Raw genomic sequence first — 12,599 nt, forward strand, 5'->3', positions numbered from 1 at the left:
GCAATTTACGCAGGAGTGGCAAAGTGATGGACACAACATTCGGCGCAGCCATCCGGCCGGCAGCCGTCCCCCGATCTACCGAGAGGTCAACGATGACCGTTCTTCCTCAAGGAAGTGAGATTTCCCGCCGCCGCCTGCTGCAGTTCGGCGCGGCTGCAGGGTTTCTGCTGGGCACCGGCAGCCTTTCCGGTTGCGCTGGCCCCACCGGCTTGCCGGGACCCAGCACGCTGACCCTGGCCCTCAACCGGTCGCTGGTCAGCCTGGACAACAAGCTCAACCAGTTTGACGCCGCCGTCACCGTCCAGCGGGCGGTCCGGCAGGGCCTCACCGCCATCGGCCCCGAAACCAAGCCCGTCCTGGTCCTGGCCGAACGCTTCGAGATGACCGGCCCCACCGAATGGACCGTCACGCTCCGCGAAGGCATCCGCTACTCGGACAACAGCCCCGTGCAGGTGGAGGACATCGCCACCGCCCTGAAGATGTACCAGCAGGTGCAGGGCTCCTTCGTTGCCGGCTTCTTCCCCGAATTCCCCGAAGTGGTTCCGGTGGATGACCGCACCTTCAAGATGGTTTCCCAGAAGCCCATCCCCATCCTGGACTCGCTCATGAGCATGGTCCTGATAACCCCCGCGGCGCAGAACAAGCCGGAGGAACTGCAGGAAGGCGTGGGCACAGGCCCGTACGTGGTCACCAAATTCAACCGCGGCGCCGGCACCTACAGCCTGGCCCGCAACGAGAACTACTGGGGCCCCAAACCCGAGGTGGACAACGTGGAAGTCCGGTTCCTCCCTGAAGAATCCAGCCGCGTCATCGCCCTGCGCAGCGGCGAGGTGGACGTCATCGACTCCATCACGCCCGACTCCCGTGAACAGCTCGCCGGACTTCCCGGCGTCCAACTCCAGGAAGCGTCCAGCCTCCGCCTGAACCAGATCTTCTTCAACTTCCGCAAGCCCGCCGGCCACCCGCTGGCCGATCCCCGCGTCCGCCAGGCACTCAGCATGGCCATCGACGGGCAATCGCTGGTCCGCGACGTCCTGGTGGACTCCGTCACCCAGGCCGAAGGCGTCACACCCTCCAGCCTCACCGGCTACTACAAGACCGGCGAGTACGTTTACGATCCCGAGAAGGCCAAGGCCACCCTCGCCGAGCTCGGCGTGAAGGACCTCACCCTGAAGATCATCTGGGAAACCGGCGAGTTCGCGTCCGACACCTCCGTGATGGAAGCCCTGGTGGAGATGTTCGGCAACATCGGCGTGAAGGCCGAGCTGCAGCAGTTCGAACCCGGCGGCAACATCCTTGCCTGGCGCCAGGGCAAGCAGGGCGACTGGGACCTCCTCGGCAACGGCTACCCCAGCCCCACCGGCCTGGCCATCACCATGCTGCAGGGCATGTACTCCGGCACCCCGGAGAAGGAAGCCACCCGCGATACCTACCAGGGCTACGTGATCCCCGAGGTCACCGCCAAGATCCAGGCCGCCTCCGCCGAAGCGGACCCGGCCCGCCGGACGGAACTGCTGAACGACGCACAGCAGGCTGTATGGGACACCTGGCCCTGCGCCTGGGCGTTCGTCCCCAAATCCGTCCTCGCCCACCGGGAGCGGGTGTCCAACATCAATCTGGCACCCACCAACTCCTACCCCCTCGTTGATGTCCGGCTGGAGGCCTAAGCCATGACGAACTACATCCTCAAGCGCCTGGGACAGGGTCTGCTGACCGTGTTCCTCACGGTGTCCACCGTGTTCATCCTCATCCGCATGGCCCCCGGTGATCCCGCCGTTTCCTACGCCGGACCCCTGGCCACCTCGGAGCAGCTCGCGAAGGTGCGGGAGCAGTTCGGCCTGGACCGGCCCGTGCTGGAGCAGTACTGGATCTTCCTGCAGCAGCTGTTCACCGGCAACCTGGGCCAGTCCTACTCCTTCCAGGCCCCGGCCATGCAGGTGGTAGCCGAGCGGATGCCGTACACACTGACCCTCGCCACGGCGTCCATCCTGCTCACGGCCGTCGTCGCCATCCCGCTGGGCGTGTGGATGTCCCGCCGCCCGGACACCGGCAAGGAACTCGGCGTGAACGTGCTCACCATCGCCGGGCAGTCAATGCCCGACTTCTGGACCGGCATCATGCTCCTCACCGGCTTCGCCGTGCTGATCCCGATCTTCCCGGCCTCCGGGTTCGCTACCTGGGGCGGACTGGTCCTCCCCACCATCACCATCGCCATCCTGCAGATCGCCCTGATCTCCCGGATGGTCCGGCGGGAAATGACCACCAACCTGGCAGCCCCGTTCCTCACGGTGGCCCGCTCCCGCGGTGTCCGCGGCTCCGTGCTCACCTGGCGCTACGCCATGGGCAACTCCGCCATCCCCGTCTTCACCGCCCTGGGCACCCGGTTCGCCGCGATGCTCAACGGCGTGGTGGTGGTGGAAGTGGTGTTCGCCTGGCCCGGCGTTGGCTCCCTGATTGTGCGGGCCCTCGAAACCCGCGACTACCCCCTCATCCAGGCAACGGTCCTCCTCACCGCACTGCTGGCCGTTGCTGTCCAGCTGCTCATCGACCTCGCCTACCCGCTTCTTGATCCCCGCGTTCGTCTTGGAAAGGCGGCAACAGCATGAGCCTCGACACCGCAACCCCTACTGCAGCGCAACCGGCCCGGCAGCCCAGCCCCAGCGCCGTCACCAAGGCGGACATCGCCAAGGCAGGCGCAACCCGCCGTCGTAATGCCGCCAAATGGAAGCTCATTGTGGGCACCATCTGCACCCTGCTGGTGATCGTCCCGATCATCCTGGCCCAGGTGCTCCCGCTGCCGGACGCCAACTTCCAGGACCTCGGTGCCCGGCGCCTGCCGCCGCTCACCGACGGGCACCTGTTCGGCACCGACCAGCTGGGCCGCGACCTCCTCTCCCGCGTGCTCCACGGCGGACAGGTGTCACTGACCATCGGCCTGCTGGCAGTGCTGGTCTCCGGTGCCATCGGCATCATCCTCGGTGCGGCCGCCGGCTACTTCGGCGGCTGGGTGGACACCATCGTCTCCCGCGTCCTCGAGGCGCAGATGTCCCTGCCGCTGCTCATGATGCTGCTGCTGGTGGTGGCCCTGTTCGGCCCCTCCATACCCGTGATCACGTTTGTGATCGCCATCGCCCAATGGCCCGAAGTTGCCCGCCTCACCCGCTCCATGGTGCTGGTGGAACGCGAAAAGCCGTATGTCTCCGCCGCCCGGATCCTGGGCCTGCACAAGATCCAGATCCTGATCCAGCACATCATCCCCAACGTGATCAAGCAGGCAACCCTGGTGGTGCTGCTCCTGCTGGCCCAGGCCGTGCTGCTCGAATCCGCTTTGTCCTTCCTGGGTGCCGGCCCGCAGCGCCCCTTCGCCACCTGGGGCCGCATCATCTCCGACGGCCAGGACTACATCACCACCTCCTGGTGGATGGTCACCCTGCCCGGCCTGGTGATCGTGCTCATGGTGGTGGGCGTCAACCTGCTGGGCGACGGCCTCCGCGACCGTCCCCGCCGCAAGAAGAAGGGTGCCTGACATGACCGCTTCCACTGAAACCCCGTTCAAGGAGCAGCCGCTGCTGGAGGTCCGCGACTTCCAGGTGGAACTGATCACGGACGCCGGCATCATCCGGGCCGTTGACTCCGTGAGCTTCAGCATCCACCGCGGCGAGACGGTGACCATCATCGGTGAGTCCGGTTCCGGCAAGTCGACGACGGCGATGGGCATCCTCCGCCTGCTGCCCGAGGACCTGGCGGTACTGTCCGGCACCGTGATGATTGACGGCGTCGACATCAGCGCTGATCCCAAGGCCATCGACAAGGTGCGCGGCAAGACCCTCGCCCTGATCCCGCAGGATCCCATGACGGCGCTGAGCCCGGTGCACTCCATCGGCAGCCAGCTGTTCGAGGCCATCCGGATTGCCGGTGCCGCCTCCGCCAAGGACAAGGGCGCGCTGCAGGCCCGGGCCATCCGGCTGCTGGAGCAGGTGCACATCCCAACCCCGGAGAAGCAGCTGAAGAAGTACCCGCACCAGCTCTCCGGCGGCATGCTGCAGCGTGTGCTGATCGCCATCGCGCTGGCCTCCGAGCCGCAGCTGCTGGTGGCGGACGAGCCCACGTCGGCCCTGGACGTCACCGTGCAGGGCGGCATCCTGGACCTGCTGCTGGAACTGCAGGAACAGCGCGGCATCGGCATCCTGATGATTACGCACGATCTGGGCGTGGCGCGGCTGATCTCGGACCGCATTCACGTGATGAAGGACGGCTCCTTTGTGGAGTCCGGCGAGGTCCAGCAGATCGTGGACCACCCCGCCACCGAGTACACCCGCACCCTGCTGGCCGCCGTACCCGTGCTGGGGCCGTGGGACGAAACTCCTGCCGCTTCCCCCGGCCGTCCCCGTGGCGCGCACGCCGCCGCGGGTACGTCCGCCACCACTGGAAGCACTGCCACAACTACTGACCCAGCCCTCACCCAGACCGGAGCAAAGCCATGACGAAGCCGTTCCTCGCCGTCGAGAACCTGGTGGTGGATTACCACGTGCCGGGCGGCACCTTCCGGGCCGTGGACGACGTCTCGTTCTCGGTGGACAAAGGCAAGACGATCGCCGTTGTGGGTGAATCCGGCTGCGGCAAGTCCACGGTTGCCAAGGCGCTGATGCGGCTGGTGACCCCCACCAGCGGCCGGATCGAGCTGGACGGGACGGACATCGCCGGGATGAGCGAGTCCAAGCTGCGGCCCATGCGCTCCAAGTTCCAGATGGTGTTCCAGGACCCGTACGGCTCGCTGGACCCGCACATGACCGCGCAGGAGATCGTGGGCGAGCCGCTGAAGCTGCAGGGCGTCCGGTCCAAGGCCGAGCGGCACAAGGCGGCCGCCAAGCTGATCGACCAGGTGGGCCTGCCCGTCCGGTCCTTGGACAAGCACCCGGGGGAGTTCTCCGGCGGGCAGCGCCAGCGCATCGGGATCGCCCGGGCGCTCGCCTCCAAGCCCGAACTGCTGGTCTGCGATGAGGCAACCAGCGCCCTGGACGTGTCCGTGCAGGCGCAGGTGCTGCGGCTGCTGAAGTCCATCCAGGACGAAACCGGCATCACCTACGTGTTCATCTCGCACAACCTTGGCGTGGTGCAGGAGATCAGCGATAGCGTCATGGTGATGCAGAAGGGCAAGCTGGTGGAACACGGCTCCACCGCCTCCGTCCTGACCGCCCCCAAGGAGGACTACACCCGCAAACTCCGCCGGGCGGCGCTGGACCCCTCCACCATGACGGGCCTGAAGCCGCGGCACCTGGTCCGCTCCCTGGCGCTCGCCAACCAGGCTTAGTCCCTATTGAATTACGCAACCACGAGGAATCAAACCATGAGCACGCAGCCCGAAGGCGCCCAGGTGGACGGCCTGAAACTTCCCATCTCCCGGCTGGTTTTGGGGACCATGACGTTCGGCGACACCGTCGACGAGGCCACCGCGGGGCGGATGGTGGAGGAAGCGCTCGACGCCGGCATCACCACCATCGACACCGCCAACGCCTACGTGGGCGGTGTGACCGAGGAGATGCTTGCGCGGCTTCTGAAGGGAAAGCGCGACGGCGTCATTCTGGCTTCCAAGGCCGGCATGCCGCATGCCGACGCCGGCTCCAATTCGCCGCTTTCGCCTGCGGGGTTGCGCGCCAGCGTCGAGGGGAGCCTGCGCAGGCTGGGCACGGACAGCATCGACCTGTTCTACCTGCACCAGCCGGACCGGGCCACACCGCTTTCTGACACCTTGTCCACGGTGGCCGAGCTGGTTTCGGAGGGGAAGATCGGCGCGCTGGGCGTGTCCAACTTCGCCGCCTGGCAGATCGCCGACGTCATCCACACGGCGCGGGAAGTGGGGGCGCCGCAGCCCGTCGTCGCGCAGCAGCTGTACAACCTGGTGGCGCGCCGGCTGGAGGAGGAATATCTCGAATTCGCCGCCACCCACAACGTGCACACCATGGTCTACAACCCGCTGGGCGGCGGCCTGCTCACCGGCAAGCACAGCTTCGAGGCCAAACCCACCGAGGGCCGCTACGGCGACTCGAAGCTCGCTGCCATGTACACGCAGCGGTACTGGGACAAGCAACTGTTCGACGCGATCGGTGAGCTGTCCCGCATTGCCTCTGATTTTGGGGTTTCCTTGGCGGAGCTGTCGCTGCGCTGGCTCGCCTACCGTGACGGCGTGGGGTCCATGCTCCTGGGCGGGTCCAAGGTGGAGCAACTGCGCGCCAACATCGCCGCCGTGGCCAACGGACCGCTGCCGGCCGACGTCGTGGAAGCCTGCGACGCCGTGGGCACTTCGCTGCGGGGACCGATGCCCGCCTACAACCGCTGACCTCTTTCCTTACTGACTGAACCCTTTGCTGAACCGACTGACTGAAGGACTCTGATGACCTCCGAACTGGCCACCGAATTCGCCCGCAAGATCCGCGCCCGTGAGCAGGCGGTGGGCTACTGGGCAGTGCTGGACGCGCCCGTGGCCACTGAACGCATCGGCCGGCTCGGGTACGACTACGTCGCACTCGACGCGCAGCACGGACTGCTCGGCTACTCGGGCGTGCTCAACGGGCTGATGGCCATCGACGCCGGGCACACCGCCGTCGGCATGGTCCGGGTGGAGGCCAACGACTTTACCGCTATCGGCAAGGCACTCGACGCCGGCGCCGTGGGAGTCATCGTCCCGCTCATCAACAACGCCGCAGACGCTGCCGCCGCCGTGGCCGCCGCCAAGTACCCGCCCCTGGGCGGCCGCTCCTACGGGCCCATGCGCTCCGCCCTGCGGATCGGCCCCAAGCCGGCCGACGCCAACGCCACCACCTTGGTGTTCGCCATGATCGAGACGCCGGAGGGGCTGGCCAACGTCAAGGAAATCTGCGCCACTCCGGGCCTGGACGGCATCTACGTCGGACCGTCTGACCTGTCGATCGCCGTGGGCGGGGCGTTCCCCGGGGATCCCGCCGTCGACGCCGAATTCAACGCCGCACTGGAGGCCATTGCCGAGGCCGCCGCCTCCGCCGGGATCGCTGCAGGCATCCACACTCCTGCCGGCACTGTGGCCAACCAGCGGCTGGACCAGGGCTACACGTTCGCCACCATCGCTTCCGATCTGACGCACCTGGAACAGATTGCGAAGTCCCACCTCGACGCTGCCACCACCAAGGACTGAATCATGCAGAACACCACGACAGACGCCTACAGCACCATCACACCGGACGGCCAGGTAAAGCGGGCCGACGGCGCCGACTACGCCTACCTGCCGGCCCCCACCGTCCAAAGCCACGCCGCCAACCTGCTCACCCTGCCCGACGGCCGGCTCGGCTGCGTCTGGTTCGGCGGCACCCAGGAAGGCGTGCCGGACATCTCCATCTGGTTCTCCGCGCTGGAACCGGGCAGCAGCCAGTGGTCCGAGCCGCAGCAGCTCTCCAACGACTCCACGCGCTCCGAGCAGAACCCCATCCTGTTCACGGCCCCGGACCAGACGCTCTGGCTGCTGTACACCGCGCAGAAGGCGGGCAACCAGGACACCGCCGAGGTCCGCCGTCGTGTTTCCACGGACAGCGGCCGCACCTGGGGCGAGGTGGAAACGCTGTTCTCGGCCAACGAAACCGGTGGCGTGTTTGTGCGCCAGCTGCCGATGGTGCTGCCGTCCGGCCGGCTGATGGTGCCCATTTTCCGCTGCATCACCGTGCCGGGGGAGAAGTGGGTGGGCAACAGCGACGACAGCGCCGTGATGATCTCCGACGACGCCGGCGCCACCTGGACCGAGAAGGTCCTGCCGGGCAGCCTGGGCTGCGTCCACATGAACATCCAGCCCGTGGCCGACGGTTCGCTGCTGGCGCTGTTCCGCAGCCGCTGGGCGGACTCAATCTACGAGTCCCGCTCCACCGACGACGGCTCCACCTGGAGCGAGCCGGTCCCCACCGAGCTTCCCAACAACAACTCCTCCATCCAATTCACCGCGCTCGCCGACGGACGCCTGGCCCTTGTGTACAACCACAGCCGGGCGGAGGAGAACACCGAACGCCGGCTGTCCCTCTATGACGAAATTGACGACGACGGCCTGGCCGAGGAGCAGGGGCAGGTCGCCGAACCGGATGCTGCTGCCGTTGCTGATGACGGTTCGCGCAAGGCGTTCTGGGGGACACCGCGCTCGCCGATGACACTGGCCATCTCCGAGGACTCGGGCCGGTCATGGCCCATCCGCCGGAACCTGGACGTGGGGGACGGGTACTGCCTGTCCAACAACTCCCGCGACGGGCTCAACCGCGAGTACTCCTACCCGTCCATCCACCAGGGCCCCGACGGTTCCTTGAACATCGCGTACACGTACTTCCGGCAGGCCATCAAGTTCGTACGGGTGGACCCGCAGTGGGCTTACGACGGCACCACCACTCCTGGCGGGGACGAATGACCGGAGCAAAACACGCCGTTGTCACCGGCACGAGCTCGGGTATCGGCAAGGCGATCGCTGAACGCCTGCTCGCCGACGGGTGGCGGGTGACCGGGCTGAGCCGGAGCGAGTCGTCCCTGGACGGAAAGTTCGAGTGGCTGCAGGCTGATCTTTCACAACCGGAATTGTTGGATGGCGTTGTTGAGGCCATTGCGCCGGCCGACGCCCTGGTGCACGCCGCCGGCTTCCAGCGGACCGCGCCGCTGGGGGAGCTGGATCCCGCGGCCTTCGCCGGAATGTTCGCTGTGCACGTGGCAGCGGTCTCCATGCTGGCCAATGCTTTGGTGCCGTCCATGCCCGACGGCGGCCGGATCGTCCTGCTGGGCAGCCGCACCTCCACGGGGTCGCCGGGCAAGAGCCAGTACGCGGCCACCAAGGCTGCGCTAATGGGGCTGGGCCGGACCTGGGCGCAGGAGCTCGCGCCGCGGGGGATTACGGTCAACGTGCTGTCGCCGGGTCCGACCGACACCCCGATGCTGAATGATCCAGGCCGGGCAGCAACCCCGGTGCGGATGCCGGCTCTCGGTGCCCTGGTGGATCCGGAGGACGTGGCCGCGCTGGCCGCATTTTTGGTGGGACCCCACGGCAAGTCGATTACGGGCCAGAACTACGTGATCTGCGGAGGCGCCTCCCTCTAGCCCAACGCCCCACGGGACGCTCTCTCACTTGACGCGGCTTTTCTCAGGACGCTCGTTACCTTTTTCGTAGCCCGTTTCCTGTTGCAGGATGTGGGTGTGCTGGCCTGCCGGTCCCGGGCATGATTTCGACGCTCTGTTGATCGATGATCCTGAGAGTGTTGTCACCTGGGGCTGGTAGGTGCCGGGGAGACCGCTGATAGGGGCAGGACAGTCTGGGAACGTCGTGCGTAACGTGGGTGCCGGGCCCTGACACCTTGGTGGGCCAGTACGTGAGTTAGGGGCTACGACTGGAGGTGCCAGGTGATCGGAAACCACGACGACGTTGACGTGTTCATTGGTGTGGATGTTGGCAAGGGTGAGCATCATGCTGTTGCCCTGGACCGGGCCGGGAAGAGGCTGCTGGACCGGGCCCTGCCCAATGACGAGGCCCGGATCCGGGAGATCCTTGCCGAGCTTGAACACCGTGGCAGGATCCTGGTCGTGGTCGATCAGCCAGCGACGATCGGTGCACTCCCGGTTGCCGTGGCCCAGGCCGCTGGGACCCTGATCGGCTATCTTCCGGGTTTGGCGATGCGCAGGATCGCTGACCTGCACCCCGGGGAAGCGAAGACGGACGCGCGGGATGCGTTCATCATCGCCGACGCCGCCCGCACCATGCCCCATACCTTGCGCTCGGTCCAGCTCGTTGATGCCCAGCTCGCAGAGTTGAGCATGCTGTGCGGTTTCGATGACGATCTGGCCAAGCAGGCCACCGCCACCTCGAACCGGATCCGCGGGCTGCTAACCCAGATCCACCCTGCGTTGGAGCGTGTCCTGGGCCCTCGGCTGGATCATGCCGCGGTCCTGGATCTGCTGCGGACCTGGCCCACGCCCGAAGCGCTCCGCCACGCCGGCCGGCGCCGGACGCGAACCGGCTGACCAAACTCGCGCCCCGGATGGGTGAACGCCTCGCCGAGGACATCATCGAAGCACTGGGCAAACAATCAGGGACATGGCGTTCAGGGACCTCCATCCGCGGTGACCGCGCCTCCCGAAGAGGCAACAAAGTCCTTAAACGCACCCTCTACCTATCCGCGTTCGCAGCCCTGAAAGACCCGATCTCCCGCGCCTACTACGACCGCAAACGAGCCGAAGGAAAACGCCACAACCAAGCTCTCATAGCCCTCGCCCGACGCCGCTGCGACACCCTCTACGCCATGCTCCGCGACGGCACCCTCTACCAGGCAAAATCACCCGCAGCAGCTTGACGAAAAACATAGGGACACTCTCACTTGACGCGGCTTTTCCCGGAACGCCCCATCACCTCCGACAGGCGGAAACTACGAACACAAGTCCGACGGCGAACGGCTGGCACCAAAGCCAGCCCGCCCGCCGTCGGACGCCCCAACCCTGCGGGGATGCAAGATGAGGGTTACATGATGCCCGTGGGCACCAGCAGCGCCCATGCAAGAACCGGGGCGGCCAGGACAATGGCCCCGGCGTAGAACATAAGCTGCCGATACACGCGCTGCCTGTCTGCTTCCGGTGCGTTGGCCACTACCAGCGCGCCGTCGGTGGAGAAGGGGGAAACGTCGACGACGGTCGCGGCGATGGCCAGGGCGGCTACGGTTCCGGAGGCGCTGAGGCTGCTGGTGGCAAGAAGGGGTCCGGCGAGCGGGATAAAGGCGGTGAGCAGCGCCGTGGAGGAAGCGAAGGCAGAGCCGATGCCGATCACGTAGCAGAGAACGAGGGCGATGAGCAGCGGAGCGCCGAGGGCAAGGGCCTGCTCGGCGAGCGTGTCGATGACGCCCACATGCTGGAGCAGCGACACGTAGGTGATCATGCCGGCCACCAGCAAAACTGTGGACCAGGAGATGCCGCCGATGAAGGTCTGGTGCTCCTTGATATTGATCAGCGCCAGCAGGAGCCCGGCGGAGAGGGCGACGAAGCCGATGGGCATGTGGAAGCCCAGGGTGCACACGAGCATGGTCAGGATCAGCACCAGGGTGAGGATCTGCTGCCCGTGGGGGCGGGTGGTCTTCGAAATATCCAGGTCAATGAGCTGACCGGTTCCGCCCTCGCGCAGCCGCCCCAGCAGGGCGAAGACAACGATGGTGAGGACGGACAGGATGAAGTTGACGGCGAAGCTGGCGACGAACAGCCCGCCCTGGGAAATGGGGAACCCGTTCTCCTCGGCGATGTTGTGCACCAGGACGCCGGCCACGGACAGCGGCGAGAAGCCACCGGCGTGGGCTCCGTTGATGATGAATGCGCCCATCACCACGGGGTGGATGCGGGATTCGTAGGCGAATCCGATGGCCGCCGGCGCGAGAAGCGCGACGGCGGCGGGCGAGAAAGTGCCCAACGACGTCAGTGCGGCGGCCAGCAGGAAGAACACCCAGGGCAGCACCATGGTCTTGCCTCTGACCAGGCGCACACAGGACTGGACGATGATGTCGATGGTGCCGTTCTTCTGGGCCATGCTGAAGAAGTAGGTGACACCGATGATGGTCAGCACAATGCTGGCGGGGAAGTCCGCGAGGATCTCCCGGTCGGTCATTCCGAGCATGAAGTATCCGACACCGAAGGATGCCACCAGGCCCATCACGCCGATGTTCAGCGGCCATTTGGTGGCGATGATGAACATCAGTACGAGGATCACGAGCGGGATGATCTGGGTGGCGGTCAAGGTCGGCTCCGAGGTCGTGGCGGCCGCCGGGGTGAAGAGGCTCCCTCCCAGCACGACGGCGGCCAGGCTCAAGATCACAAAAGCGGCCACCGCAATGAGTAGGATACGGCGGCGCGGACTGCGCCGGGGGGATTGCTTCGTGGTCCCGGCTTCGGAAGCCGTGGTGCGTTGTGCTGTCTCAGTCATGGGTTTCCTCGGGAGTTCAGGTGGTGGCGCCGGTTTCGGGCGCCGGTATACCGTGGCGCCGTCGCTGCGCAGGAAGGGGGCACGGATGTTTGGGAAGGAGGCAGGGGGACCGCGGGGGTTCCCCTGCCTCCTTCTTGTGCGTGGTCCCGTCCCGCGCCCGTCCTTCGGGGTTCCTGTTGCGATGGAATGCGGGGTTGGGCACGCCTGCCGGCCGAGACCGGCAGCCACAGCGGGGACCAGGTCAGATCCGGTCCCGCTGGGTGGCTAGTTGAGCCGGTCCGGGCGGACTGCCAGGACCGGGCAGGTGGCGTCAAGCAGGATGCGCTGCACAGTGCTTCCCAGGATGAGTTTTCCCACCATGGAGCGGTGCCGCAGGCCGACGACGATCATGGCAACGTTCCGGTCCTGCGCGATCTGGATCACCGCATCGCCGGGGTCCGAAAGGATGGAGGACTCGATGGACAGCTCCCGCCCCGCCGCCTGCAGCTGGTTTTCAATGTCCCGCATTTCTGCCGGCTCCAGGCCGTGATGGCCGCGGCCGACGTGGACGATCAGGAGGTCCGAGGTCCGAAGGACTGCTTCATTGATGCCCTGGGTGAGGGCTTCGCGGCCCTCGGGCGAGGGGAGGTAGGCAACGAGAACCGTCATGGTTTTG

General features: G+C 66.5%; 11 protein-coding genes and 1 pseudogene. 10 read left to right on the forward strand and 2 right to left on the reverse strand.

The genetic code is table 11. The annotated features are described in order from the left end of the window. The first annotated feature begins 26 nt into the window (after nucleotides 1-26). From M1D93_RS05735 to M1D93_RS05780, 10 genes and pseudogenes are all read left to right on the forward strand, one after another. Nucleotides 27-1,667: an ABC transporter substrate-binding protein gene (locus tag M1D93_RS05735; RefSeq protein ID WP_461174939.1), complete on the forward strand. Its 1,641-nt coding sequence runs from the start codon at nucleotides 27-29 to the stop codon at nucleotides 1,665-1,667. 3 nt (nucleotides 1,668-1,670) lie between these two features. Next, entirely contained in the window at nucleotides 1,671-2,606 is a 936-nt protein-coding gene (locus tag M1D93_RS05740; RefSeq protein ID WP_461174191.1) for an ABC transporter permease, read from the forward strand. After that, on the forward strand, nucleotides 2,603-3,526 hold the full coding sequence (locus M1D93_RS05745) for an ABC transporter permease (RefSeq protein WP_461174192.1): 924 nt from the start codon (nucleotides 2,603-2,605) through the stop codon (nucleotides 3,524-3,526). Before M1D93_RS05740 ends, M1D93_RS05745 begins: the two co-directional genes overlap by 4 nt. A 1-nt stretch (nucleotide 3,527) precedes the next feature. Continuing rightward, nucleotides 3,528-4,484: an ABC transporter ATP-binding protein gene (locus M1D93_RS05750; RefSeq protein ID WP_461174193.1), complete on the forward strand. Its 957-nt coding sequence runs from the start codon at nucleotides 3,528-3,530 to the stop codon at nucleotides 4,482-4,484. After that, nucleotides 4,481-5,311 (forward strand): ATP-binding cassette domain-containing protein, encoded by an 831-nt coding sequence (locus M1D93_RS05755; RefSeq protein ID WP_461174194.1) that lies wholly within the window; start codon nucleotides 4,481-4,483, stop codon nucleotides 5,309-5,311. The genes M1D93_RS05750 and M1D93_RS05755 overlap by 4 nt, the downstream gene beginning before the upstream one ends. 36 nt (nucleotides 5,312-5,347) lie before the next feature. Continuing rightward, nucleotides 5,348-6,337 (forward strand): aldo/keto reductase, encoded by a 990-nt coding sequence (locus M1D93_RS05760; protein WP_461174195.1) that lies wholly within the window; start codon nucleotides 5,348-5,350, stop codon nucleotides 6,335-6,337. Between the two features lie 54 nt (nucleotides 6,338-6,391). Beyond that, nucleotides 6,392-7,168, forward strand: coding sequence for an HpcH/HpaI aldolase family protein (locus M1D93_RS05765; RefSeq protein WP_461174196.1), 777 nt, complete (start codon nucleotides 6,392-6,394; stop codon nucleotides 7,166-7,168). Nucleotides 7,169-7,171: 3 nt separating this feature from the next. Next, the gene (locus tag M1D93_RS05770; protein ID WP_461174197.1) at nucleotides 7,172-8,413 is read left to right on the forward strand and encodes a sialidase family protein; all 1,242 of its coding nucleotides are present in this window, start codon (nucleotides 7,172-7,174) and stop codon (nucleotides 8,411-8,413) included. Further along, the gene (locus M1D93_RS05775; RefSeq protein WP_461174198.1) at nucleotides 8,410-9,090 is read left to right on the forward strand and encodes an SDR family NAD(P)-dependent oxidoreductase; all 681 of its coding nucleotides are present in this window, start codon (nucleotides 8,410-8,412) and stop codon (nucleotides 9,088-9,090) included. The genes M1D93_RS05770 and M1D93_RS05775 overlap by 4 nt, the downstream gene beginning before the upstream one ends. Nucleotides 9,091-9,390: 300 nt before the next feature. Continuing rightward, nucleotides 9,391-10,337, forward strand: a pseudogene (locus M1D93_RS05780) (IS110 family transposase). Nucleotides 10,338-10,501: 164 nt separating this feature from the next. Here M1D93_RS05780 and M1D93_RS05785 read toward each other — a convergent pair. Together M1D93_RS05785 and M1D93_RS05790 are read right to left on the reverse strand one after the other, a co-directional pair. Continuing rightward, on the reverse strand, nucleotides 10,502-11,944 hold the full coding sequence (locus M1D93_RS05785) for an SLC13 family permease (protein ID WP_461174199.1): 1,443 nt from the start codon (nucleotides 11,942-11,944) through the stop codon (nucleotides 10,502-10,504). Nucleotides 11,945-12,208: 264 nt separating this feature from the next. Continuing rightward, on the reverse strand, nucleotides 12,209-12,592 hold the full coding sequence (locus tag M1D93_RS05790; protein ID WP_461174200.1) for a universal stress protein: 384 nt from the start codon (nucleotides 12,590-12,592) through the stop codon (nucleotides 12,209-12,211). Nucleotides 12,593-12,599 lie beyond the last annotated feature (7 nt).

It is taken from the genome of Arthrobacter sp. Z1-9, assembly GCF_054792695.1.

Coding starts and splice junctions, on each gene's coding strand:
- M1D93_RS05785 (WP_461174199.1), bottom strand. CDS start 11,944: ATGACTGAGACAGCACAACGCACCACGGCTTCCGAAGCCGGGACCACG.
- M1D93_RS05750 (WP_461174193.1), top strand. CDS start 3,528: ATGACCGCTTCCACTGAAACCCCGTTCAAGGAGCAGCCGCTGCTGGAG.
- M1D93_RS05745 (WP_461174192.1), top strand. CDS start 2,603: ATGAGCCTCGACACCGCAACCCCTACTGCAGCGCAACCGGCCCGGCAG.
- M1D93_RS05770 (WP_461174197.1), top strand. CDS start 7,172: ATGCAGAACACCACGACAGACGCCTACAGCACCATCACACCGGACGGC.
- M1D93_RS05760 (WP_461174195.1), top strand. CDS start 5,348: ATGAGCACGCAGCCCGAAGGCGCCCAGGTGGACGGCCTGAAACTTCCC.
- M1D93_RS05790 (WP_461174200.1), bottom strand. CDS start 12,592: ATGACGGTTCTCGTTGCCTACCTCCCCTCGCCCGAGGGCCGCGAAGCC.
- M1D93_RS05740 (WP_461174191.1), top strand. CDS start 1,671: ATGACGAACTACATCCTCAAGCGCCTGGGACAGGGTCTGCTGACCGTG.
- M1D93_RS05735 (WP_461174939.1), top strand. CDS start 27: ATGGACACAACATTCGGCGCAGCCATCCGGCCGGCAGCCGTCCCCCGA.
- M1D93_RS05755 (WP_461174194.1), top strand. CDS start 4,481: ATGACGAAGCCGTTCCTCGCCGTCGAGAACCTGGTGGTGGATTACCAC.
- M1D93_RS05765 (WP_461174196.1), top strand. CDS start 6,392: ATGACCTCCGAACTGGCCACCGAATTCGCCCGCAAGATCCGCGCCCGT.
- M1D93_RS05775 (WP_461174198.1), top strand. CDS start 8,410: ATGACCGGAGCAAAACACGCCGTTGTCACCGGCACGAGCTCGGGTATC.